Origin of the sequence: Pigmentiphaga aceris (assembly GCF_008119665.1) — a bacterium.
Taxonomy (GTDB): domain Bacteria; phylum Pseudomonadota; class Gammaproteobacteria; order Burkholderiales; family Burkholderiaceae_B; genus Pigmentiphaga; species Pigmentiphaga aceris.
The window spans coordinates 2345232-2367089 of record NZ_CP043046.1 but is presented as its reverse complement, the minus strand read 5'-3'; the positions used below and the strand labels follow the sequence as shown (position 1 = coordinate 2367089).

Sequence of the window (21858 nt, the reverse complement as noted above, 5' to 3'; positions counted from 1 at the left end):
ACAGCATGCGGAGAGCGACCGTGACAATTGTGGCGCTGGCGGCTGATTTGATACATGCGCTCAGCGGACGTGTAATGATTTTAGGAAACGCCCAGCAGCAGCATCAGCGTTACCACCATTCATTACCGTTCTTCATCGCTCCGAATGGTCTTCACCGCTTCGAACGTTCAATGCATAGCCTTCAAAGCGCCAACCATCAACGCCCCGCCTTTTCGTCGCATTACCTGGTGCGCGGCCACCCGCTTCCAAGTCACCCCACCACCAAGCAGAAGCGCAAATTTTCTTGAGTGGCGCTGCGGTAAAAGGCTGCTGAAGAACGGCCCGATGCGTGAGCCGCTGAGCCGCTTCGTGGCGACCTGGCCAGCCAATCTCCGGGGCCGGCCGCATGGCACTCAAGAATGGTGGCCATCGCATGCCGAGAACCGCGTACAGCACCTGGCAGCCAGAGAAACGGCAAACGCCCATAGGCGGGATTAGCTTTTAACCCGAGCAGTTCTGAAGGCGTGGGTGGTGGGGCCGTGACGGCTGCCCTTCTGGACGACGTGGAGGGCGGGAGACCCGACGCGTAGGTCCAGCGGGGCAGACGACGCGGCCCCACCACCCGCGACTGACTTAAAAACACACAGCAAGAACCCCAACAAAAACCGTCCCGCTAAAAAACCTGCCGAAAAAACCTGCCCAAGAAAATCAATACTTCTCCGGCACATACATCTCCGCCGGCACCGGATGCCGGAAATAGTCTGCATTGCGCACCCGCGCCGGCAACAACACCGGATCGTGCGGCACTTCCGCATAAGGAAGCTGATCCAGCAAATGGCTGATGCAGTTCAGCCGCGCCTTCTTCTTGTCCACCGCCTGCACCACCCACCAGGGAGCCTCCGGAATATGCGTGCGCTCCAGCATGATCTCCTTCGCCTTGGTGTACTCCTCCCACCGACGCCTCGACTCCAAATCCATCGGGCTGAGTTTCCACTGCTTCAGCGGATCATGAATACGCCCCAGGAAACGCGCATGCTGTTCCTCATCCGTGATCGAGAACCAATACTTGATCAGCACCGTGCCCGAACGAACCAGCATGCGTTCAAAGTCCGGCACGGTACGGAAGAACTCTTCATATTCCTCGTCCGAACAAAACCCCATCACCCGCTCGACACCCGCGCGGTTGTACCAACTGCGATCGAACAAGACCATCTCGCCCGCAGCCGGCAGGTGCGCGATATACCGCTGGAAATACCACTGCGTGCGCTCACGATCGTTCGGTGCCGGCAAGGCTGCCACGCGCACCACACGCGGGTTCAGCCGCTGCGTAATACGCTTGATCACGCCACCCTTGCCTGCCGCATCGCGCCCCTCAAACAGAATCACCACCTTCTGCTTGGTATGCTGCACCCAGTCCTGCAGCTTGACCAGTTCACCCTGCAGGCGGAACAGCTCGCGGAAATACAGGCGGCGCGCTTCGCGGTCGACCAGACCGCCAGACTCACCGTCGTCAATCTCCAGTTCCAGCTCTTCGTCGTAACTGTCGACCAAGTCGTGCATGAATCGCCGGATATCGGCATCGCGGTCGATGCCCTGGCTGCTGAACGCGTCGAGATTGCTCATGGTGGGTAAAAGGCAGAAGAAAACCCGAACGCTAAGCGGCTTTCATGACAAGACCATGACAGTCCGATGACAAGACATGGGACCACGTCAATCGGTCACAAAACAGCCATATGACAAGCTCACCATGACCCGTTGCCATCTTGTCATGTGTGACCCATGAGCGCCCCCGCCACGCCCGCTTCCAACCATTCACCGCACGACTTGCCCGGCAACGCCTATGGTAGTGACGAGGCCGGTCTGATCTGCGGTTATATCTTCGACGCCGATGCGCCAGACCCCGCCCGCGCGGTCGATTCGGTGCAGGCAGCAGCCTGGCTGGCGACACACCAAGACCCGGCTACGGGGCAAGATGGCATCACAAAAAACCGGGCGGACGGCGCGCCAAACAGCGCATACCTGTGGCTGCATTTCAACCTCAGCCATGCCCAGGCCGAACGCTGGTTGCATGCCCACGCCCACTTGCCCGACGAGTTCTTTGAAACCCTGCATGAAGGCACCCGATCAACCCAGATCGAGCGCATCAACACCCGTGGCGATGGCAAGCACCGTGAAAGCACCGAAGATGCGCTGATCGCGGTGATCAACGACGTGCACTTTGACTTCGACTTCGATCCGGCCAAGATTGCCACCTTGTGGATCAGCCTGGGGCCACGCGTGGTGGTCACGGCACGCACCAAGGCGCTGCGCTCGGTCGATGCCCTGCGCACCGCCGTTCGAGCAGGTGATGCGCCCTGCTCGACCACCGACTTGCTGGCGCATCTGCTGCGCGATCAGGCGGACGTGTTGGTGAACATCGTGCGTGGCGTGACCGCACAGGTCGATGTGATCGAAGACGATCTGCTTGCAGATAAACGTGGGCACAGCCCGCGTCGGCTGGGCGTGCTGCGCCGTGTGCTGGTCAGGCTGCAACGCCTGCTGGCACCCGAACCGGCAGCGCTGTTTCGCCTGCTGCAGAATCCACCGCCGTGGATGGTCGAATCCGATGTGGTGACGCTGCGTGGCTCGACCGAGGAATTTTCTGTTGTCTTGCGTGACATGGGCGCGCTGCAGGAACGGATCAAACTGCTGCAGGAAGAAATCGCCGCCTACGTGAACGAGGAAAACAATCGCAGCTTGTACGTGCTGACGGTGGTGACGGTGCTCGCATTGCCCATCAATATTCTTGCTGGCCTGTTTGGCATGAATGTGGGCGGCATTCCCTTGGCACAGCACGAACATGGCTTCTGGATCGTGGTGAACATTGTGCTGGCGTTCACGGCAATCGCAGCATGGGCGACCCGTCGGCGACGCAAGGAACACTGAGGCTCGTTGAGGACCGGTGCTTCAGCCGCGATGAAACACCAGGCCCAGTGCAAGCACCAGCATGAACATGGCAATCAGTGCGTCCAGCACCCGCCATGCACGCGGGTTGCGAAACACGGGCAACAGCAGCCGCGCGCCGTACCCCAAAGACGTAAACCACAGCACGCTGGCGCAACACGCGCCCAGCGCAAATGCCCAGCGCGCAAGCCCCGCATAACGGGTAGACAGGCTGCCCAGCAGCACCATGGTGTCCAGGTAGACATGCGGGTTCAGAAAGGTAAAGGCCAGGCAAGCCAGGATGACGTGGCGCGCGCCCTTCTGTTGGTCAGCAGTCGGATCCAATGCCCCGGTACCCTGCCAGGCCCGGCGCGCTGCCATCAACCCGTAGGTAGCCAGGAAGGCCGCACCTGCCCAGCGCAAGACTTGTAATAGCCCAGGCCATTGCTGCACAACCACGCCCGCCCCACCGACACCTGCCAGGATCAGTGTGATGTCTCCCAACGCGCAGATCAGCACCACTCGCCCGACATGATGGCGCTGCAAGCCTTGGCGCAACACAAAGGCGTTTTGTGAACCGATGGCAAAGATGAGACCGCCACCGGCAACGAAACCGGCGGCGCTGGCTGCGAAATACATAACTGATTGCCGAAGAAAAATGAAGAATCGGGCTTATGCTGGCTGCCGACAACGATCAAGACAAACTAATTATTCTTTGGTCAGTTAAGCAAAACTGTTCTTGTGACCGCGATATTCAATGGCATGCTTGGCGGAGCCGCTATCCAGAAGACGCTGCCAACAAGGACGCTGCACATAAGGCGTGCTCATAAAACGTACTCATAAGAAGTACGCAAACAGACCTCAGCAAACGACGCCAGACCACGAAGTCACCCCATCGCCAAGTTGGTCTGCGACCTTGCCCAGGCACCTGATCGAAAGGTATTCATGGACCTCATCCATCCCCAACTTGCCGCCTTTTCCGCCGTGCTGGAAGAAGGCAGCTTCGAAGCAGCGTCCCAGCGGTTGTCGGTGACGCCGTCGGCAATTTCCCAGCGCATCAAGTCGCTGGAAGACCGCTTGGGGCAGGTACTTGTCGTGCGGCAGACGCCCTGCCGACCGACACCTGCCGGTGAACGCTTGCTGCGGCGCGTGCGCCCCATGCAGGCGCTGGAAGCCGAAGCCCTTGCCGACTTTCTGCCCGACGCGCCTGCGGCCTCCGCACGCACCATTCCGATTGCAGTGAATGACGACTCGCTGCACACCTGGTTCGTCGCCGCACTGGCGCGCCTGCACGAAGAACACGGCTACCTGTTCGACGTGTATGTCGACGATCAGGATCACACGCTTGAACTGCTGCGTAGCGGTGCGGTGTTGGGTGCGGTGACCGCCGAAGCCACAGCATTGCAAGGCTGCAATGCGCAGTTGCTTGGCACCATGCGTTATCGCGCCATTGCTTCACCAGCGTTTGTCGCGCGCCATTTCCCGGAAGGGGTGAATGCGGCTGCGCTGGCCCATGCACCGATGATCGTTTTTAACCGCAAAGATGCATTGCAATGGCGTTTCGTGCGACGCATTACTCGCGCCCGGATCACACCGCCCGTGCATTACCTTCCGTCGGCGACCGGCTTTGTCGAGGCCGCCGCACGTGGTCTGGGCTGGTGTCTGGCACCGGAATCGCTGATCGAACATGCGCTGGCAGCGCAGACGGTGGTGAACATCGATGCCGCGCGATGGCTGGACCTGCCACTTTATTGGCAGCATGCCGCCGTGCGTTCCAGCACCTTGCAGCAGCTCGGTCGGGCCATGCAGGACGCGGCGGCAATCGCCATGCTGCGCTGACTATCGACCCGCGTTACGCCTCAGGTTGTCGCACCACCCAGCAGCGTGCGCCCCGTCGTGTTCCAAGCGCGGTTCGTTGCGCAAGCGCGCAAACGTGTCGCCCGCCACTGGATGAAAATCGAATCAAGATCACACCGGGATCAAGCCGACATCGATCCCGAGCTGTGTCCGTACAGCACAAAAAAACCATCTTGTTCGATCACCGGAAGACCGACCTGCTTCAGCAGTGCGATCACTTCACCAGCGCAGTCCAGTATCTCTGGGGCAATCAAGCGGCCCCGGTTGCGTCTGAATCGGGGTGCGATCTTCAGCCACTCGATATGCAAGCCCAAACTCGCCTCCGGCGTGCAAGCCCAATCGCCCCAATAGTCAGGCGCGTGGGGAAAATTCACCGGACAAGGCAGGTCGTTGAATACATCCTTGCTTTGGTACGCAGGCGGAAAAGGCAGCGCACGCATACCCACACAGAGTTCGCGCCACTTCGTATTGTTCATGTGTGACGCCAGACCGCGCTGCGTCAGAATGGCGCGGACGCGCGTCTTCTGCCTGGCGTCATCAAGCAGATACACGGGGGTTGAGTTGATCGTTGCTATTGGCATCCGTCGATTATGCAATGACCGATGATCGTCAGTCGGTGACCTGACAGCTTCGCCACATGCAAAAACGCAGCGCCGGACTCGCGTCCAGCACTGCGTTTTTTTCCCATCAGCTGGGCCAGCGCTTCACACTGACCCGACACCGATTTAGAAGGTGTAGCGCACGTTCGCTTTCACAGCGCGCTGATAACCGTAGTAGCACCAGTCGAAGTCACCCAGGCAAGATGCCACGTGGGTCTTGTCGAACAGGTTGCTGATGTTCAGCGACGCGTTCCAGCCCTTCAGCTGCGGATTCACACGGCCCAGGTCTACGTCCAGCAAGGCATCGACCAGCACACGGCTCGGCGTCTTGTACAGGTTCGAGGTGCTGGTGTAGGTGGAACCGACATAACGCAGGCCGGCACCGAAGCCAACACCTGCCAGCGGGCCTTCCTGCACTTGGTAGCGTGCCCATGCAGATGCCTGGTGGGTCGGCAGCGAACCAGGGGTCTTGCCTTCCAGATTCACGCCAGCAACGGCAGAATTGTCTTTGGTGTAGACGTTGTCGCTGTACGAGTAACCGGCAATCAGGCTCAGGCCGCGAACCGGTTCGGTACGCGCTTCCAGCTCCAGGCCACGCGTGCGCACTTCACCGGCTGCGATGTTGCAGCGCGCACCATTGCACAGGTGGGTGGGGTCCGGATCGGTGGTCGTGGTGTTCTTGCGGCGCACGTCATACAGCGCGGCCGTGAACAGGGAACGCGAACCAACCGGCTGATACTTCACGCCAATTTCGTTCTGCTTGCCACGGATCGGTTCGAACGGCTGGCCGTTGAAGCCGGTGCCGCTTTGCGGTTCGAACGATTCGCTGTAGCTGGCGTATGGCGCAATGCCGTTATCGAACAGGTACAACAGGCTGGCGCGACCGCTGAAGGCTTCTTGCTTCAGGCCGGTGCTGGTGACGCGGTTGTTTGCGATCGTGCGCGTGGTGTTGCTGGTGGTGGACCAGTCATAACGGCCACCCAGGGTTGCCGTCAGGCGACCGAACTTCATCTGGTCTTGCACGTACAGGCCGCTTTGGAAAGCCTTGGCCAGTGCGTCGGCGGTGAAGGCCGGGACCGGGATCTGCATGAAGTTGTTCGGACGGAAGACATTCAGCGCCGGTGCACCACCGTTGACACCGCTGCCCGACAGCGTCGAGGTCTCGGTGCGCTGGTAGTCAAAGCCTACCAAGGCGGTGTGCGACAGCGGGCCGGTGGCGAACTTGGCTTGCAGGTTCTGATCGATGGTGAATGCATCGATTTCCACATTGGTGGCAATGGCCGAGCGGCGAATCAGCGAATAGTTCGGGGCACCATCGGCGTAACCACCGCTGTAGATGCTGCGGTAGATACCTTCAGCCTTCTGGTAGCGCAGGCCTTGGTGGAAGCTGAAGGTGTCGTTGAAGCGGTGATCGAACTGATAACCGATCGATGCGTTCTTGCGATCGCTTTTTTCGAAATTGGCATCGCCGTCGTAGAAGCTCGACGGCAGGTAATAGCCATCGGGCGCGCGGTACAGGCTGCGCACACCAGGCACTGCGCCGTACGAACCCATGTCGGGATCGCGCTGGAAGTTGGCCAGCACGGTCAGCGTGGTGTCGGGCGTGGCCTTCCACGTGAACGACGGGGCGATGAAGTAGCGGCGTTCTTTGGTGTGGTCGATCTGACCATCGGCGGCATAGGCCAGGCCGGTGACGCGGAACAGCAGCTTGCCTTCCTTGTCCAGACGATCGCCGTAGTCAAAGCCCAAGGAACGGTTGCTGTAGTTACCCAGACCGAACTGGATTTCGCGCACGCCGTCTTCCGTCGGACGCTTGCTGATCATGTTGACGATACCGCCGGGGCCACCCTGGCCGTACATCACCGACGACGGGCCCTTGAGCACGTCGATGCGTTCAAGGCGGTAGCCGTCCACCTGGGGCAGCGCGTCGCGGCTGCCCGGGTTGCGCAGGCCATCCAGATAAGAGCTGGCGCTGAAACCACGCACGGTGAACTGGTCCAGGCGGGTGGCGGTTGCGCCACGCGTTTCCACGGCAACACCCGGGGTGTAGCGCAGCATCTGGTTCAGGCTTTGTGCGTTCTGTTCGCGGATCTGGTCGCGCGTCACGGTGGAGATCGATTGTGCGGTCTCTACGATCGGCGTGTCCGTCTTGGTGCCAGAGCTGCTGTTGCGAACCACGTAGCCCACGGTAGGCGCGGTTGCCGTCTCGGCGGTGTCCTCTACCGTCACAACCGGCAAGGTGCTTGCGCGGTTGGTGGTTGCCGGGGGTGCAGTCTGCGCGTGTGCGGCGGGTGCGGCAGCAACGGCAGCCCAGGCTGACAGGGCAATGGCAAGTGCACGGGCACCGCTGGAAAGCGGCATGCGTGCTTGCTCGATAGAGGACGGGAACAAAAGACTATCTCCAAAGACAGATCGACAAGGCATTAACTAATCGTTAATGATTTCCGCAATGATAATTACTATCAATACGGAACTAAAGAATAGTCAGATTGTCGTCAGGGTCTTTGTTGCTCTTTGTCTCTTGAAAGCGACGTTGGGCGTGAAAACCAACGCGAATCGTCGCTGGGCACAGGTAGAACAGCCCAGCGACGGGCAGCGATCAGTGCGCTTGGGTCAGACGGCTGCGCAGTGATCTTGCATGGACATCACAAGGACGTGGCGTCGCGGCGCTGCGCGTCCAGATACTCACGCGATTGCATTTCCAGAATGCGCGACACCGTTCGGTGGAACTCATTGGCCAGGGCACCCTCGGTGTACAGCTCCTCGGGTTCGCACTCTGCCGACATGATCAGCTTGACCTTGTGGTCATAGAACACGTCGATCAGCCAGGTGAAGCGTCGTGCTTCAGACGCCTGGCGCGGCCCCATGCGCGGTACACCCGACAAGATCACGGTCTGGAAGCGGCTGGCCAATTCCAGGTAATCGTTCTGTGAACGCGGGCCACCGCACAAGGTGGCGAAATCGAACCACACCACACTGCCTGCCAAGGCATGCGCGTGAATCTCGCGATGTTCGACGTGCAGAATCGGTTCCTGCGGCGCGGTGTCGGCAAGCTGGTTGAAGGCGGTCTGCAAAGCAGCATCTGCTTCGGCATTCAGCGGCGTGTGATACAGCTGCACCTGCTCCAGCGCACGACGTCGGTAGTCCACGCCTGCGTCTACGTTCAGCACATCCATCTTTGCCTTGATCAGCGCAATCGCGGGCAAGATGCGGTCACGGTGCAATCCATCGGTGTACAGCAGCGACGGTTCGTAGTTGGACGTCATCACGAACGACACGCCATGCTGGAACATGCCCTGCAGCAAGCGGTGCAGAATCATGGCGTCGGCCACGTCGGACACATGGAATTCGTCAAAACAGACCAGTTGATAACGCTCGGCCAGACGGCGCGCGACTTCATCCAGCGGGTCTTGCGTGCCCTTGACCTCATCAAGTTCACGATGAACGCTGCGCATGAATTCGTGGAAGTGCACACGCGTCTTGCGATCGATCGGCACCGTGGCGTAGAACGAGTCCATCAGGAAGCTCTTGCCGCGCCCTACCCCGCCCCACAGGTACACGCCCCGTGGCGATTCGGGTTTGCTGCGCAGAAAGCGCATCAGGCTTTTCTGCTGGCCTTGGTAGGCAACCCATTCCTCGTAGAAGCGCTGCAAGCGCTCGATGGCGGCACGCTGGGCCTCGTCCTGCTGGAAGCCACGTTCGGCCAGCATGTTCTCGTAGTACTCGCGTACGTTCATGGGCGACTCTTTGAATGCACTCGGGAGGAGTTCGAGCGATGCGCCGTCATCGACGACTGCCAGTCATTGAATGGCGACTGATCGACGACGCAAGAAAAAAGGAAGGCCGAATTGAAAAGACCCCGGCGCGACGCACCGGGGTCTGCAAAAGCCGCGCCCGGGTACCTGCCCCGGGATCGCAGCCTTCGGCGCTTAGAAGTTCAGCGACCGCTTTTCAACGGCCAGCGCCGCTTCTTTCATCGATTCCGACAAAGAAGGATGCGCGTGGCAGATACGACCGATGTCTTCCGACGATGCACGGAATTCCATCGCGACCACGGCTTCTGCGATCAATTCAGATGCTTGCGGGCCGATGATGTGCACGCCCAGGATTTCGTCGGTGGTGGCATCAGCCAGCACTTTCACGAAGCCGGTGGTGTCACCCAGCGCGCGCGCACGACCGTTGGCCAGGAACGGGAAGTTGCCGGCCTTGTAGGCACGACCCGAAGCCTTCAGGGCTTGTTCGGTCTGACCGACCCACGCGATCTCGGGGCTGGTGTAGATCACCCACGGCACGGTGTTGAAGTTCACGTGGCCGTGTTGGCCCACGATACGCTCGGCAACCGCCACGCCTTCTTCTTCGGCCTTGTGTGCCAGCATCGGGCCACGAACCACGTCGCCCACTGCCCAGACGTTCGGCAGGTTGGTCTTGTTGTCTTCGTCAACGGCGATGAAACCGCGTTCGTCGAGCTTCAGGCCAACCGTGTCAGCGCCCAGACCGTTGGTGTTCGGCACGCGGCCGATCGACACGATCAGGCGGTCGAAGGTAGCGGATTGCGCGGCACCGGCTGCGTCGGTGTAGTCCACCGTCACAGACGATTCCGACGGCTTGATCTCGCCGATCTTCACACCCAGGTTGATCTTCAGACCTTGCTTGGTCAGCTGCTTCTGGGCTTCCTTGGCGACCTGCTCGTCCACTGCAGCCAGGAAGGCCGGTAGTGCTTCGAGGATGGTCACTTCCGCGCCCAGACGACGCCACACGCTGCCGAGCTCCAGACCGATCACGCCCGCGCCGATCACGCCCAGGCGCTTCGGCACTTCCGACAGGTTCAGTGCACCATCGTTCGACAGGATCACCTTCTCGTCGAAGGCTGCGCCCGGCAGGGCACGTGCGTTCGAACCGGTGGCCACGATGACGTGCTTGGCAACCAGTTCTTCCGGTGCTGCGCCGTCAACCTTGATGCCCCAACCGCCTTCAACCTGTGCCGTGAACGATGCCAGGCCGTGGAAGAAGGTGATCTTGTTCTTTTTGAACAGGAACAGGATGCCATCGTTGTTCTGCTTCACGACGGTGGCCTTGCGGCCAACCATCTTGGCCAGATCGACCGACACGTCACCAACCGAGATACCGTGGTCGGCGAAGTGGTGTTGTGCCTGCTCGACGTGTTCCGACGATTGCAGCAGTGCCTTCGACGGAATGCAGCCGACGTTGGTGCAAGTGCCGCCGGGTGCCGGGCCGCCCTTGGCATTTTGCCAAGCGTCGACGATGGCGACCGTCTGGCCGAGTTGGGCTGCGCGGATCGCGGCTACATAACCGCCAGGACCTGCGCCGATGACGACTACGTCAAATTGCTTTGCCATGATGTCCTTATCCCCTTAGATCTCGAGCAACAGACGTTGCGGATCTTCCAGGGCTTCCTTCATTGCGACCAGGCCCAGGACGGCTTCGCGGCCGTCGATGATGCGGTGGTCATACGACAGTGCCAGGTAGTTGATCGGGCGGATGACGATCTGGCCGTTTTCGACAACCGGGCGATCCTTGGTGGCGTGCACGCCCAGGATGGCCGATTGCGGCGGGTTGATGATCGGGGTCGAGAAGAACGAACCGAACACGCCACCGTTGGAGATCGAGAAGGTGCCGCCGGTCAGGTCATCCAGACCCAGCTTGCCTTCCTTGGCCTTCTGGCCAAATTCAGCGATCTTCTTTTCGATGCCGGCCAGCGACAGCTGGTCAGCATTGCGCAGGATCGGCACAACCAGGCCACGCGGGCTGCTTACTGCGATGCCGATGTCGAAGTAGCCGTGGTAGACGATGTCCTTGCCGTCGACCGATGCGTTCAGCAGCGGGAACTTCTTCAGGGCAGCAACGGCGGCCTTGACGAAGAAGGACATGAAGCCGAGCTTCACGCCGTGTTCTTTTTCGAACTTGTCTTTGTACGAATTGCGCAGGTCGATGACCGCCTTCATGTTCACTTCGTTGAAGGTGGTCAGGATGGCGTTTTCGGCTTGCGATTGCAGCAGACGCTCTGCCACGCGAGCGCGCAGACGGGTCATCGGCACGCGCTGTTCCGGACGGCCATCGACCAGGGTCGTGGCGTCAACGGAGGGCGCAGCAGCCTTGGCAGCAGCCGGAGCCGGTGCGGAACCAGCGGCCAGCACGTCACCCTTCAGGATGCGGCCGCCCTTGCCGGTGCCGTCGACCGATGCTGGGTCGATGCCCTTGTCGGCCAGCAGCTTGGCAGCAGCGGGCATGGCGATCGAGGTGGCGGGTGCGGGTGCAGCGGCGGCAGCAGCCGGTGCCGGGGCAGCAGCAGCGGGAGCCGGTGCGGCGGCGGCCGGAGCAGCAGCGCCTGCGGTAGCGGCGGTGTCGATGCGCGCCAGGACCTGGCCCGAGGTCACGGTTGCGCCGTCACCTTGAACGATTTCCGACAGCACGCCAGCGGCCGGTGCCGGCACTTCCAGCACGACCTTGTCGGTTTCGACTTCGATCAGGATTTCGTCGATTGCAATGGCTTCGCCCGGCTTCTTCTTCCAGGTCAGCAGGGTCGCTTCTTCGATGGATTCGGAGAGCTGGGGGACTACAACGTCGATCAATGCCATGTCTGTTTCTTCCGCGAGATATTCAATCGAGACGGGGCCGGCGCAATGCTTGCAAACCGGCCCTTCCGGGGCATCGTCCGCCAGTCAATGGACCAGGCGGGACGATGCAGGCGTCATTACTTGGTGAGCACAAAGCCCTTGAGGCGGCCGAAGGCTGCTTCAAGCAAGGCCTTCTGCTGCTCTTGGTGCTTCGACATGTAGCCGACTGCCGGCGACGCCGACGCTGCGCGTCCGGCGTATGCAAGCTTCTGACCATCTGCCATGTTTTCGAGCAGGTGATGCTGCACGTAGAACCAGGGGCCCTGATTCTGCGGCTCGTCCTGCACCCAGACCACTTCCGCCAGCTTCGGATACTTCTTCAGCTCGGTGGCGATGGCCTTGTGCGGGAACGGGTACATCTGTTCGAGGCGGATGACCGCGACGTCGTCGATGGCGCGTTCACGACGCGAGTTGACGATGTCGTAGTACACCTTGCCCGAGCACAGCAGCACGCGCTTGACGCGGTCCGCGGCGATCGTGTCGTCGGTTTCGCCGATGACGGTCTGGAAGTGGCCGTTGGCCAGTTCGGACAGCGGCGAACCAGCGTCCTTGGCACGCAGCAGCGACTTCGGCGTGAAGATCACCAGCGGCTTGCGGAACGGGCGGATCATCTGACGGCGGATCAGGTGGAAGATCTGCGCGGCATTGGTCGGCTGGACCACTTGCATGTTGTTGTCGGCGCACAGCTGCAGGAAGCGCTCGATACGTGCCGACGAGTGCTCCGGGCCTTGGCCTTCGTAGCCGTGCGGCAGCATCAAGGTCAGGCCGGACTGACGGCCCCACTTGGCTTCGCCCGAGCTGATGAACTGGTCGATCACGACCTGGGCACCGTTGGCGAAGTCGCCGAACTGGGCTTCCCAGATGACCAGGGTGTTCGGATCAGCGGCCGAGTAACCGTACTCGAAGCCCATCACGGCTTCTTCCGACAGCACCGAGTCGATCACCACGAACGGTGCCTGACCTTCGGAGATGTTCTGCAGCGGGATATACACGCCATCATCCCAACGCTCGCGCTTCTGGTCGTGCAGCACGGCATGGCGGTGGGTGAAGGTGCCACGGCCCGAATCCTGACCGGTCAGACGGATCGGGTAGCCCGATGCCACCAGGCTGGCGAAGGCCAGATGCTCGCCCATGCCCCAGTCGAGGTTGATTTCGCCGAGTGCCATCTTGCGACGGTCGGCCAGCACTTTTTCAACGATCGAGTGCGGCTTGAAATCTTCCGGCACGGTCGTGATGCGTTCGCCCAGGCGCTTGAGTTCAGCCAGCGGAATCGCGGTATCGGCCGCGTCGGTCCACTTGCGGTTCAGGAACTGCGACCAGTCGATGGCGAACTTGCTCTTGTAGTCGGTCAGGACCGGGTCGACAGTGTGACGACCTTCGTCCATTGCCGCGCGGTATTCCTTCACGTACTCGTCGCCGCCGTCAGCAGCGATCACGCCTTGCGTGGCCAGCTTGTCGGCGTACAGCTTGCGCGTGCCCGGATGCTGACCGATGCGCTTGTACATCAGCGGCTGGGTCAGTGCGGGGGTGTCTTGCTCGTTGTGGCCCAGCTTGCGGAAGCAGACGATGTCCACAACCACGTCCTTGCGGAATTCCTGACGGAAGTCGAGCGCCAGTTCTGTTGCCAGCACCACGGCTTCCGGATCGTCGCCGTTCACGTGGAACACAGGCGCTTCGATCATCTTGACCACGTCCGAGCAATACAGCGTCGAACGCGAATCGCGCGGATCGGAAGTGGTGAAACCGATCTGGTTGTTGATGACGATGTGAACCGTGCCGCCCGTGCCGTAGCCGCGGGTCTGTGCCAGGTTCAGCGTTTCCATCACGACGCCCTGGCCTGCGAAGGCCGCGTCACCGTGCACTTGCACCGGCAGCACTTGTGCGCCGACGGCGTCGCCGCGACGTTCCTGACGTGCCTTCACGCTGCCCTCGACCACCGGGTTCACGATTTCCAGGTGAGACGGGTTGAACGCGAGCGACAGGTGGACCGGGCCTCCCGGGGTCGACACGTCGCTGGAGAAGCCTTTGTGGTACTTCACGTCACCAGCGGCCAGCGTTTCGTCGTACTTGCCTTCGAATTCTGCAAACAGGTCCTTGGGCATCTTGCCCAGGGTGTTCACCAGCACGTTCAGACGGCCACGGTGAGCCATGCCGATGATGACTTCCTGCACGCCACGCGTACCGGCGTGCTGGATCAGGGCGTCCATGGACGCGATGAAGCTTTCGCCGCCTTCCAGCGAGAAACGCTTCTGGCCGACGTACTTGGTGTGCAAGTAACGCTCAAGGCCTTCGGCTGCGGTCACGCGGCCGAGAATGTGCTTTTTCTTGTCTGCATCGAAGGCCGGGGTGGCCAGCGTGCTTTCCAGACGTTGCTGGATCCAGCGCTTCACCGACGGATCGGAGATGTGCATGAACTCTGCGCCGATAGAGGCACAGTAGGTCTGGCGCAACGCCTTCACCATGTCGCGCAGCGTCATGTGCTCGGCGGTGGTGAAGTAGGTGTTCGTTGCCGAGAAAACCTTGTCCATGTCGGCTTCGGTCAGGCCGTAGAACGACGGCTCCAGTTCCGGCAACATCGGACGTTCCTGACGTTGCAAGGGGTCGAGCACCGCCCAGCGGCTACCGAGGAAACGGTAGGCGGCAATGATCGACTGCACGTGCACCTGCTGGCTGGCAACCGACAGATCGGTTTCAGCGGCGGGACGGGTCAGGAGGGTATTGGCGCGAGCGCGTTGAACAAACGATTCGATGACGGGCGCGTGGGCCTGGTCACGGGTCGACTCGTTGCCGTCAACGGCGGGGGAATGCTGAAGCTGATCGAAGTAGGCGCGCCAGTTGTCGGGCACCGAACCAGGATTGTCGAGATACGCGTCGTAGAGTTCTTCTACGTAGGGCGCATTACTTCCGAAAAGGTATGAGGAAGGATCTAGAGCATGTGTCATGAATTGCGCTTCACCGTGACGGGTGTTTCACCCGGTAGATGCAGGATGGACCTTCCGCGGCACGGCTTAGCCGGATAGCGGATCGCAGGTGTTGCAGAAGGCGGCGTGACTTATAAAGCCAGTGTTTTTGGCCAGGCGTCTAAAACGCCGACAAGGATAGCACCGACCAAGGGCTATCGCATGTAGACGTCGGGCCTTTTTATACGCGAAACGACAGGAATTACCCTATTTTTTCTGCGTCGCTTCGATCTGGATGTTGAGCGCGACCTCGGGTTTGAACCCCATGTTCAACGCAAAGTTCAAACCAAAATCGCCACGGTTGAAATTGCCGGTGGCATCAGCACCGCAAGTAGGTGCCTTCGTCATCGGGTTTTCCATGCATTTGAAGCTATTTATCGTCAATACAAGGGGTTTGGTCACGCCCATCAGCGTGAAGTCGCCTTCCACTTTGCTGGGAACATCACCCTTGAACTCGGTGATCTTGCCGCGATAGGTTGCCGTGGGGAATTTGGCAACATTGAACATGTCGGCAGCCTTCGCGTGCTTGTTCATCTCTGCGTGACCGAAGTCGATCGACGTTGTATCTACGGTAATGTCGACCGAACCGGTCTTGGCTGCCCGATCAAGCATGATCGTGCCGGCGGTCTTGGTGAACTTGCCGCGCCAGGTAGACAGACCGCCCATGTGATCGGCGGCAAAGCTTGGGTAGGTATGATCGGGATCGATGTCGTAGTGAACGGGTGCAGCCAAGGCAACGCCTGCCGGCGACAGGAACGCTAGTGCAATCAGAAACTGCTTCATCGATACTCCATTCAGTTGGTAGTCAGCATTCATTATCGATGCTGAACGGCGATGCGTCATGCGTCGCTACACAATCAGCAGAACTGAACATTTTGTTTCGACCCATCAGGAGGACATCGCGGTGCTTGATATGACAGCCTTGTTGCGCACCCAACCGGTGAGCGGACTGAGTCCACAACTGATGGGGATCATCGACGGATTTGCGCACGGCATTGCTGACTGGCTTCCCTACGAACCCAGCAGCATCTGGTTGCTGGAGCCGCCAGCCGGTCAGCGCGAAGTTTTCATGGACCCAGTTCGCACCCTGAGCGTGCTCTACCGTCACCTGGGCCAATCTGCTGAAACTGCATCGACCCGCGCCAGGGCCGACAGCCAGACGCTGTATGCCGAGCTTCCCGCGTCAGACAAGACCCGGTTCTACGACAACATGGAACCGAACAGCCCCTTGTGCGTACCGGCGTCTGCCCTGCTGAATTTCTTGAACCGCACAGGCGCAGTGCCAGCAGCCTTGATGAGCTTCATGGGAACGACCATCAATGCCATTCCAGCCAGCGTGCGCTTCACCGGGCTGGACGACCACGGTGTGCCCTGGACGCTGAACAGTCTGCCCGCCCTACCCCCGCCGACCGCCATGATCGAGTTCGTACCCGCGCCGGCCTGGGAATACCAAGGCGATCTGGAAGCCAACACGCGTCAGTTCAATGCCTGGCGCAATCGCATGCGCACGATCGCAGCGCGTCTGGAACAGTCGCTGGGTGAAGCGGTTTACCGCTTCGCCAAGCCAAGCATCGATACGGACGACGACAACGTGCATCGCTTTCTGCTGCTGCACTGGTTGTGCAGTTTGCTGCCGCAGTCGGACTACGTACGCTTCCTGGTTGATGCCAGCGGTGCCGCGACTGTCGACGCACTGAAGCGCGCGTTGATCGACCCGGCCAGCTACGCCCATCCCTTCAAGATGCACGACGCGTTTTTTGGGGTGAACGCCTGCACCAGCCGCACCGACATCCCCAACCCGGTTGCCTAGGCTGGCTGCGGCGCGTCCAGCGCACTGACAAGAAAATCCACCAGCGCAGCCAGGCGACGGCTGGTCGGACCATTGGTATACACGGCGAACAAATCGACCTGACCGGCAGAAAATTCGTCCAGCACGGTTTCCAGTCGTCCGGCATCAAGATCTTGCCGGATGTCCCATTGGTTCTTGAGGATCACGCCGTGACCTTCCAGCGCCCATTGGCGCAACAGGTCACCTTCGCTGGTCTCACGATCGCCACGCACTTTTACGCTGAACGACTTGTTTGCTTCGCGAAAAGGCCACGGTGCAAGCGGAGCACCCGGACGCGCCAGAATGATGCAGTTGTGCCGCATCAAATCTTGCGGATGCTTGGGCCGCCCTGCCCTGTCCCAGTATGCCGGAGACGCACACACCAAGCGGTGTCCCTTCACAAGCAAGCGCGCTCGTAGCGTGGAATCTGGCAGCGGCCCGCTACGAATCGCCAGATCGATGTGATGTTCAATCAGGTCGAGCGCGTTGTCGCCAAGCAGCAAGGTAATGTGGATGCCAGGGTGACGCGTCTGAAACGCGTCCAGCAAGGGACGAAGATGTGTGCGCCCGAAATCATTCGTGGCGGTGATTCTGATCGGCCCGGCCAGCGGGCCGTCTTCACGGAAACCGTTCAAGGCCGCATCCCACTCGGCAACAATGCGACGCGCGTCCGCCAGCAGCGTTTCGCCTTCGTGCGTGAAGACAAGTTTGCGCGTTGATCGAGTCATCAAGCGTGCGCCGAATTCGTCTTCCAGCTGACTGACGGCCAGCGCGACGGTGGACGTTGCCATGGCACGTTGTCTTGCCACGCGGGAGAAACTTCCCGCGTCAGCGATATCCAGCAGCAAGCGCAGTGCGTCGATGCGGTCCATGCTTTTGCTTTTCCTGTAGAGCCTCTACCCCTGCCCTGCCGGCCGGGCTACACGAAGCTCAACACTTCCTGCAGCGGGCGGCGAGGCTTCTGCGGCCAATTATCCGGCTTGCCGTAGCCCACGGCCACCAGCAGCACCGGTATTTCGTCGGCAGCCAAACCGAACTCACGGGCGACGGCAGCATCGTCGAAACCGATCATCGGCCCAGCGCCCAAGCCCATGGCGTGGGCGGCATAGAAAAGCGTGGTTGCGCCGAATGCTGCCGAACGCACGGCCTCATCGCGCTGACGCCAGGGCTGGCCGTCGTACAGACCAGACGCACCGGCCACCCAGCCGTCGACCATCTGAGCAGGCATGATGCCAACGTCTACGGCAGGAGCCAGGCGGGCGGGCAAGGTCTGGGCATCTGCCAACTGACCGCAGATGATGAAGGTGACTGCCGCTGCGGTGACCTTCTCTTGATCCCATGCGAAGGCGCGCAGCCGCGCCTTGGCTTCGGGGGTGCGCACGGCGATGAAGCGCCAGTTTTGCAGATTAAATGCGGTGGGTGCACGGGTCGCCAGTTGAATCAATTCAGCAATTTGCTCATCGCTGAGGTGGCGTGATGCGTCAAACAGGACGGTAGTGCGGCGTTCTTCAATCGCGGTGATGATCGGATGGGGCATGCGTTTTCCGTGGATGTGAATGAAGGGAAAGCGATTCGTGGTGGCTGTCAGTGCAGCCGCTCACGCAATGGTGTCGACCACACCGCCATCTACGCGTAATGCGGCACCCATGGTGGCCGAGGCCTGCTCGGAGCTGACATACACGATCATGTTTGCCACTTCCTCCACGGTCGATGCGCGCTGAATGATCGAGGTGGGACGGTTTTCCGCAATGAAATCAACGGCCAGTTTCTCGACGCTGCTGCCTGGGTGCACATCGCCCGACTGCAACATGGCAGCCACACCCTCGGAAAGCGTCGGCCCCGGCAAGACCGCGTTGACGGTCACCCCGGTGCCAGCAAGGCGTTTCGCCAAGCCACGTGAGATGGCAAGCTGCGCGGTCTTGGTGAAACCGTAATGGATCATGTCGGCGGGAATGTTCAGCGCGGATTCCGAGGACACGAACACGATCCGGCCCCAGCCTTTTTCAGCCATTGCGCGCGCGTAGGCACGCGCGACTCTGACGCCCGACATCACGTTGGTCTGGAAGAAGCGTTCCCACTCGTCGTCGGGTATATCGAAGAAATCTTGCGGACCGTAGACACCGATGTTGTTCACAACTACGTCGAATGCGGGGTGTTGCGCGATCAGGCGGTCGCAGGCGTCTGGCTTGCCCAGGTCGCCAACAAAGCCTTGAACATTGGCGCTGGGCACGCCTGCATTGCGCTGACGCAATCTGGCCAAGGCGTCTTCCACACTTGCCGCGCTGCGGCCGTTGATCACGACATTTGCGCCAGCAGAAAGAAAGCCGGAAGCGGCGGCGAACCCTATACCACTGGTCGATCCGGTGACTAAAACAAGCTTGCCTGTGAAATCGATTTTCATGGCACCGTCCTTTGTCCATTCAGGTTGATGGACAAAAGTATGCAGCGCGGTCCTGCCGGCGATAATCAGCCGGGCGAGCAAATCAGTTTTCGAGTTTCTCGAAAGATGAACTGAAAAAGATGGCTTAAAGAAGCACAAAAAAAGAGAAAGCCTCCCGAAGGAGGCTTTCTCATCATGGATGCGCTTCGAAAAGCGCTTTGGCGATTGTTAAGTCACGCCGGCAATTGCCAGTGATCGCTTAGCAGCCACCTTCCATATCAACGCTGAGCAACCGGCTTCACGTCGCGGGTTTCGTGACCCGTGAACAGCTGACGCGGACGGCCGATCTTGTAATCCGGGTCCGAGATCATTTCGTTCCACTGGGCAATCCAGCCGGTGGTACGAGCCAGCGCGAAGATCGCGGTGAACAGCGAGGTCGGGATGCCGATGGCGCGCTGAACGATACCCGAGTAGAAGTCGACGTTCGGGTACAGCTTGCGTTGGACGAAGTACGGATCGGACAAAGCGATGCGTTCCAGTTCCATGGCCAGCTTGAACAGCGGGTCGTTTTCCAGGCCCAGGGCTTCCAGCACTTCCTTGCAGGTTTCCTGCATCAGCTTGGCACGCGGGTCGTAGTTCTTGTAGACGCGGTGACCGAAGCCCATCAGACGAACGCCCGAGTTCTTGTCCTTGACCTTCTCCATGAACTCGCCGACAACGGCCACGCCGCCAGCAGCTTGCAGCTCTTCCAGCATCTGCAGGCAAGCTTCGTTGGCGCCACCGTGTGCGGGGCCCCACAGGCAAGCAACACCAGCGGCGATGGCTGCGAACGGGTTGGTACCCGACGAGCCGCACAAGCGAACGGTCGAGGTCGACGCGTTTTGCTCGTGGTCAGCGTGCAGGATGAAGATGCGGTCCAGTGCACGGACCACCACGTCGTTCGGCACGTAATCTTCGCAAGGGGTTGCGAACATCATGCGCACGAAGTTGGCGGTGTAGCTCAGGTCGTTCTTGGGGTACACGAAGGGCTGGCCGATCGAGTACTTGTACGCCATGGCGACCAGGGTCGGCAGCTTGGCAATCAGACGGATTGCCGAGATGTGACGGTGGCTTGCCTTGGTGATGTCCAGCGAGTCGTGATAGAAAGCCGACAGTGCACCCACCAGGCCGGTCAACACGGCCATCGGGTGTGCGTCACGACGAAAGCCGCGCAGGAAGAACTGCAGCTGCTCGTTGACCATCGTGTGCTGCGTGACTTGCTTGTCGAAATCAGCCTTCTGTTCTGCGTTCGGCAGTTCGCCGTTCAGAATCAGATAGCAGGTTTCGAGGAAGTCGCAGTTGGTGGCCAGTTGTTCGATCGGGTAGCCGCGATACAGCAGCTCGCCCTTGTCACCGTCAATGTAGGTAATGGCGGATTCGCACGCAGCGGTCGACATGAAGCCGGGGTCGAACGTGAACATACCCGTCGCGCCGTACAGCTTGCGGATGTCCATGACGTCCGGGCCAACCGTACCCTGGTAGACGGGAAACTCGACGCTGGGACTTCCATCTGAAAAGCTCAGGGTGGCTTTTTTGTCGGACAGTTTCATCGATACTTCCTTCTCGCGAATAGTGTGGTTACGGAACGCCCCTGCCCGGATAGGGTCGCGGGGCGCACCCATGCGTCGGCGAATCGGTCAGGCCTGGCGCAATCGGTCAAGCATGGCTCGGGCAGCCGCATCATATTCCCCGACCGGCAACTCTTTTTTGCCCAGGATGTAATCGAGCAAATCGGTGTCGGTCAGGTCGAGCAGCTGACTGAGCGCGACGACGTCATCCTGGGTCAAGGACGCTTCGTGGGCGTCCAGAAACCGGGTGATGATCAAGTCGTTTTCGAGCAAACCGCGGCGTGAACGCCAGCGCAAACGCACGCGGTCGGTAGGCTTGACGCCTTCCATATCAATCATCAGACAGCCCGCCGGACCATCAATTCCTTGATCTTGCCGATCGCACGGGTCGGATTCAGACCCTTGGGACAGACGTCGACGCAATTCATGATGGTGTGGCAGCGGAAGAGGCGGTACGGATCTTCCAGGTTGTCCAGGCGCTGGCCAGTGGCTTCGTCGCGGCTGTCCGCGATGAAACGATAGGCTTGCAGCAGGCCGGCCGGGCCCACGAACTTGTCCGGGTTCCACCAGAACGACGGGCAGGACGTCGAGCAGCAGGCACAGAGAATGCACTCGTACAGGCCGTCGAGTTCCTCGCGCGCTTCCGGCGATTGCAGGCGCTCTTTCTCGGGCGCGATGGAATCGTTGATCAGGAAGGGCTTCACCGAGTGGTACTGGTTGAAGAAGTGGGTCATGTCGACGATCAGGTCGCGAATGACCGGCAGACCCGGCAGCGGACGCAATACAACCGGCTCTTTCAGTTCGAGCAGGTTGGTAATGCAGGCGAGGCCGTTCTTGCCATTGATGTTCATGGCGTCGGAACCGCACACGCCTTCACGGCACGAGCGACGCAGCGCCAGGCTGTCGTCCACGTCGGCCTTGATGCGCACCAGTGCGTCGAGCAACATCTTGTCGGTCGGCTCGAGGGTGACTTCGAGCTTTTGCATGTACGGACGCTCGTCCTTGTCCGGATCGTAGCGGTAGATCTCAAACTTCATGACACGTTTGGTGCTCATGGCTGCCCCTGCGTTGTCGTCCGGCCCGATGAGGCC

19 protein-coding genes are annotated in these 21858 nt (G+C 60.4%); 4 read left to right on the top strand and 15 right to left on the bottom strand.

Features of this window, described 5'->3' with window-relative positions:
* The first annotated feature begins 20 nt into the window (after window positions 1-20).
* A complete protein-coding gene (locus tag FXN63_RS10145; RefSeq protein WP_148814541.1) occupies window positions 21-287 on the top strand; it encodes a hypothetical protein in 267 nt (88 codons plus the stop codon).
* 400 nt (window positions 288-687) lie between these two features.
* Here the strand turns inward: FXN63_RS10145 and ppk2 are convergent, their stop codons facing one another.
* Window positions 688-1539, bottom strand: coding sequence for a polyphosphate kinase 2 (gene ppk2, locus FXN63_RS10140; RefSeq protein WP_425468726.1), 852 nt, complete (start codon window positions 1537-1539; stop codon window positions 688-690).
* Between the two features lie 219 nt (window positions 1540-1758).
* Between ppk2 and FXN63_RS10135 the strand changes: the two genes are divergently transcribed.
* Complete coding sequence (locus FXN63_RS10135; protein ID WP_148814539.1) at window positions 1759-2904, top strand: transporter; 1146 nt, start codon at window positions 1759-1761, stop codon at window positions 2902-2904.
* Window positions 2905-2925: 21 nt separating this feature from the next.
* Here the strand turns inward: FXN63_RS10135 and FXN63_RS10130 are convergent, their stop codons facing one another.
* Complete coding sequence (locus FXN63_RS10130; RefSeq protein ID WP_148814538.1) at window positions 2926-3540, bottom strand: LysE/ArgO family amino acid transporter; 615 nt, start codon at window positions 3538-3540, stop codon at window positions 2926-2928.
* Between the two features lie 306 nt (window positions 3541-3846).
* Here FXN63_RS10130 and FXN63_RS10125 point away from each other — a divergent pair, with 306 nt between their 5' ends.
* Window positions 3847-4740, top strand: a complete 894-nt coding sequence (locus FXN63_RS10125) for a LysR family transcriptional regulator ArgP (protein ID WP_148814537.1) — start codon at window positions 3847-3849, stop codon at window positions 4738-4740.
* A 140-nt stretch (window positions 4741-4880) separates the two neighbouring features.
* Here FXN63_RS10125 and FXN63_RS10120 read toward each other — a convergent pair whose 3' ends face one another.
* The 7 genes from FXN63_RS10120 to FXN63_RS10090 form a co-directional block, all read right to left on the bottom strand.
* Window positions 4881-5339 (bottom strand): DUF6678 family protein, encoded by a 459-nt coding sequence (locus FXN63_RS10120; protein WP_342791252.1) that lies wholly within the window; start codon window positions 5337-5339, stop codon window positions 4881-4883.
* Between the two features lie 144 nt (window positions 5340-5483).
* Entirely contained in the window at window positions 5484-7718 is a 2235-nt protein-coding gene (locus FXN63_RS10115; protein WP_246165174.1) for a TonB-dependent siderophore receptor, read from the bottom strand.
* Between the two features lie 284 nt (window positions 7719-8002).
* On the bottom strand, window positions 8003-9094 hold the full coding sequence (zapE, locus tag FXN63_RS10110; protein WP_148814534.1) for a cell division protein ZapE: 1092 nt from the start codon (window positions 9092-9094) through the stop codon (window positions 8003-8005).
* 192 nt (window positions 9095-9286) lie between these two features.
* On the bottom strand, window positions 9287-10714 hold the full coding sequence (gene lpdA, locus FXN63_RS10105) for a dihydrolipoyl dehydrogenase (protein WP_148814533.1): 1428 nt from the start codon (window positions 10712-10714) through the stop codon (window positions 9287-9289).
* A gap of 15 nt (window positions 10715-10729) precedes the next feature.
* Window positions 10730-11953 carry a 2-oxoglutarate dehydrogenase complex dihydrolipoyllysine-residue succinyltransferase gene (gene odhB, locus FXN63_RS10100; RefSeq protein WP_148814532.1) on the bottom strand — a complete coding sequence of 408 codons (1224 nt, stop codon included), beginning with the start codon at window positions 11951-11953 and terminating at the stop codon, window positions 10730-10732.
* A gap of 116 nt (window positions 11954-12069) precedes the next feature.
* Window positions 12070-14934 (bottom strand): 2-oxoglutarate dehydrogenase E1 component, encoded by a 2865-nt coding sequence (locus tag FXN63_RS10095; RefSeq protein WP_148814531.1) that lies wholly within the window; start codon window positions 14932-14934, stop codon window positions 12070-12072.
* A gap of 225 nt (window positions 14935-15159) precedes the next feature.
* A complete protein-coding gene (locus tag FXN63_RS10090; RefSeq protein WP_148814530.1) occupies window positions 15160-15735 on the bottom strand; it encodes a YceI family protein in 576 nt (191 codons plus the stop codon).
* 121 nt (window positions 15736-15856) lie between these two features.
* Here FXN63_RS10090 and FXN63_RS10085 point away from each other — a divergent pair, with 121 nt between their 5' ends.
* A complete protein-coding gene (locus FXN63_RS10085) occupies window positions 15857-16762 on the top strand; it encodes a hypothetical protein (protein ID WP_148814529.1) in 906 nt (301 codons plus the stop codon).
* Here FXN63_RS10085 and FXN63_RS10080 read toward each other — a convergent pair.
* The 6 genes from FXN63_RS10080 to FXN63_RS10055 form a co-directional block, all read right to left on the bottom strand.
* Window positions 16759-17652 carry a LysR family transcriptional regulator gene (locus FXN63_RS10080; protein ID WP_148814528.1) on the bottom strand — a complete coding sequence of 298 codons (894 nt, stop codon included), beginning with the start codon at window positions 17650-17652 and terminating at the stop codon, window positions 16759-16761. The genes FXN63_RS10085 and FXN63_RS10080 overlap by 4 nt on opposite strands.
* Before the next feature lie 47 nt (window positions 17653-17699).
* Window positions 17700-18317, bottom strand: a complete 618-nt coding sequence (locus FXN63_RS10075) for a nitroreductase family protein (RefSeq protein ID WP_148814527.1) — start codon at window positions 18315-18317, stop codon at window positions 17700-17702.
* 60 nt (window positions 18318-18377) lie between these two features.
* A complete protein-coding gene (locus FXN63_RS10070; protein WP_148814526.1) occupies window positions 18378-19181 on the bottom strand; it encodes an SDR family NAD(P)-dependent oxidoreductase in 804 nt (267 codons plus the stop codon).
* A gap of 257 nt (window positions 19182-19438) precedes the next feature.
* A complete protein-coding gene (gltA, locus tag FXN63_RS10065) occupies window positions 19439-20749 on the bottom strand; it encodes a citrate synthase (RefSeq protein ID WP_148814525.1) in 1311 nt (436 codons plus the stop codon).
* An 87-nt stretch (window positions 20750-20836) separates the two neighbouring features.
* A complete protein-coding gene (locus FXN63_RS10060) occupies window positions 20837-21097 on the bottom strand; it encodes a succinate dehydrogenase assembly factor 2 (RefSeq protein ID WP_148819145.1) in 261 nt (86 codons plus the stop codon).
* An 8-nt stretch (window positions 21098-21105) separates the two neighbouring features.
* Entirely contained in the window at window positions 21106-21822 is a 717-nt protein-coding gene (locus FXN63_RS10055) for a succinate dehydrogenase iron-sulfur subunit (RefSeq protein ID WP_148814524.1), read from the bottom strand.
* Window positions 21823-21858: the final 36 nt, after the last annotated feature.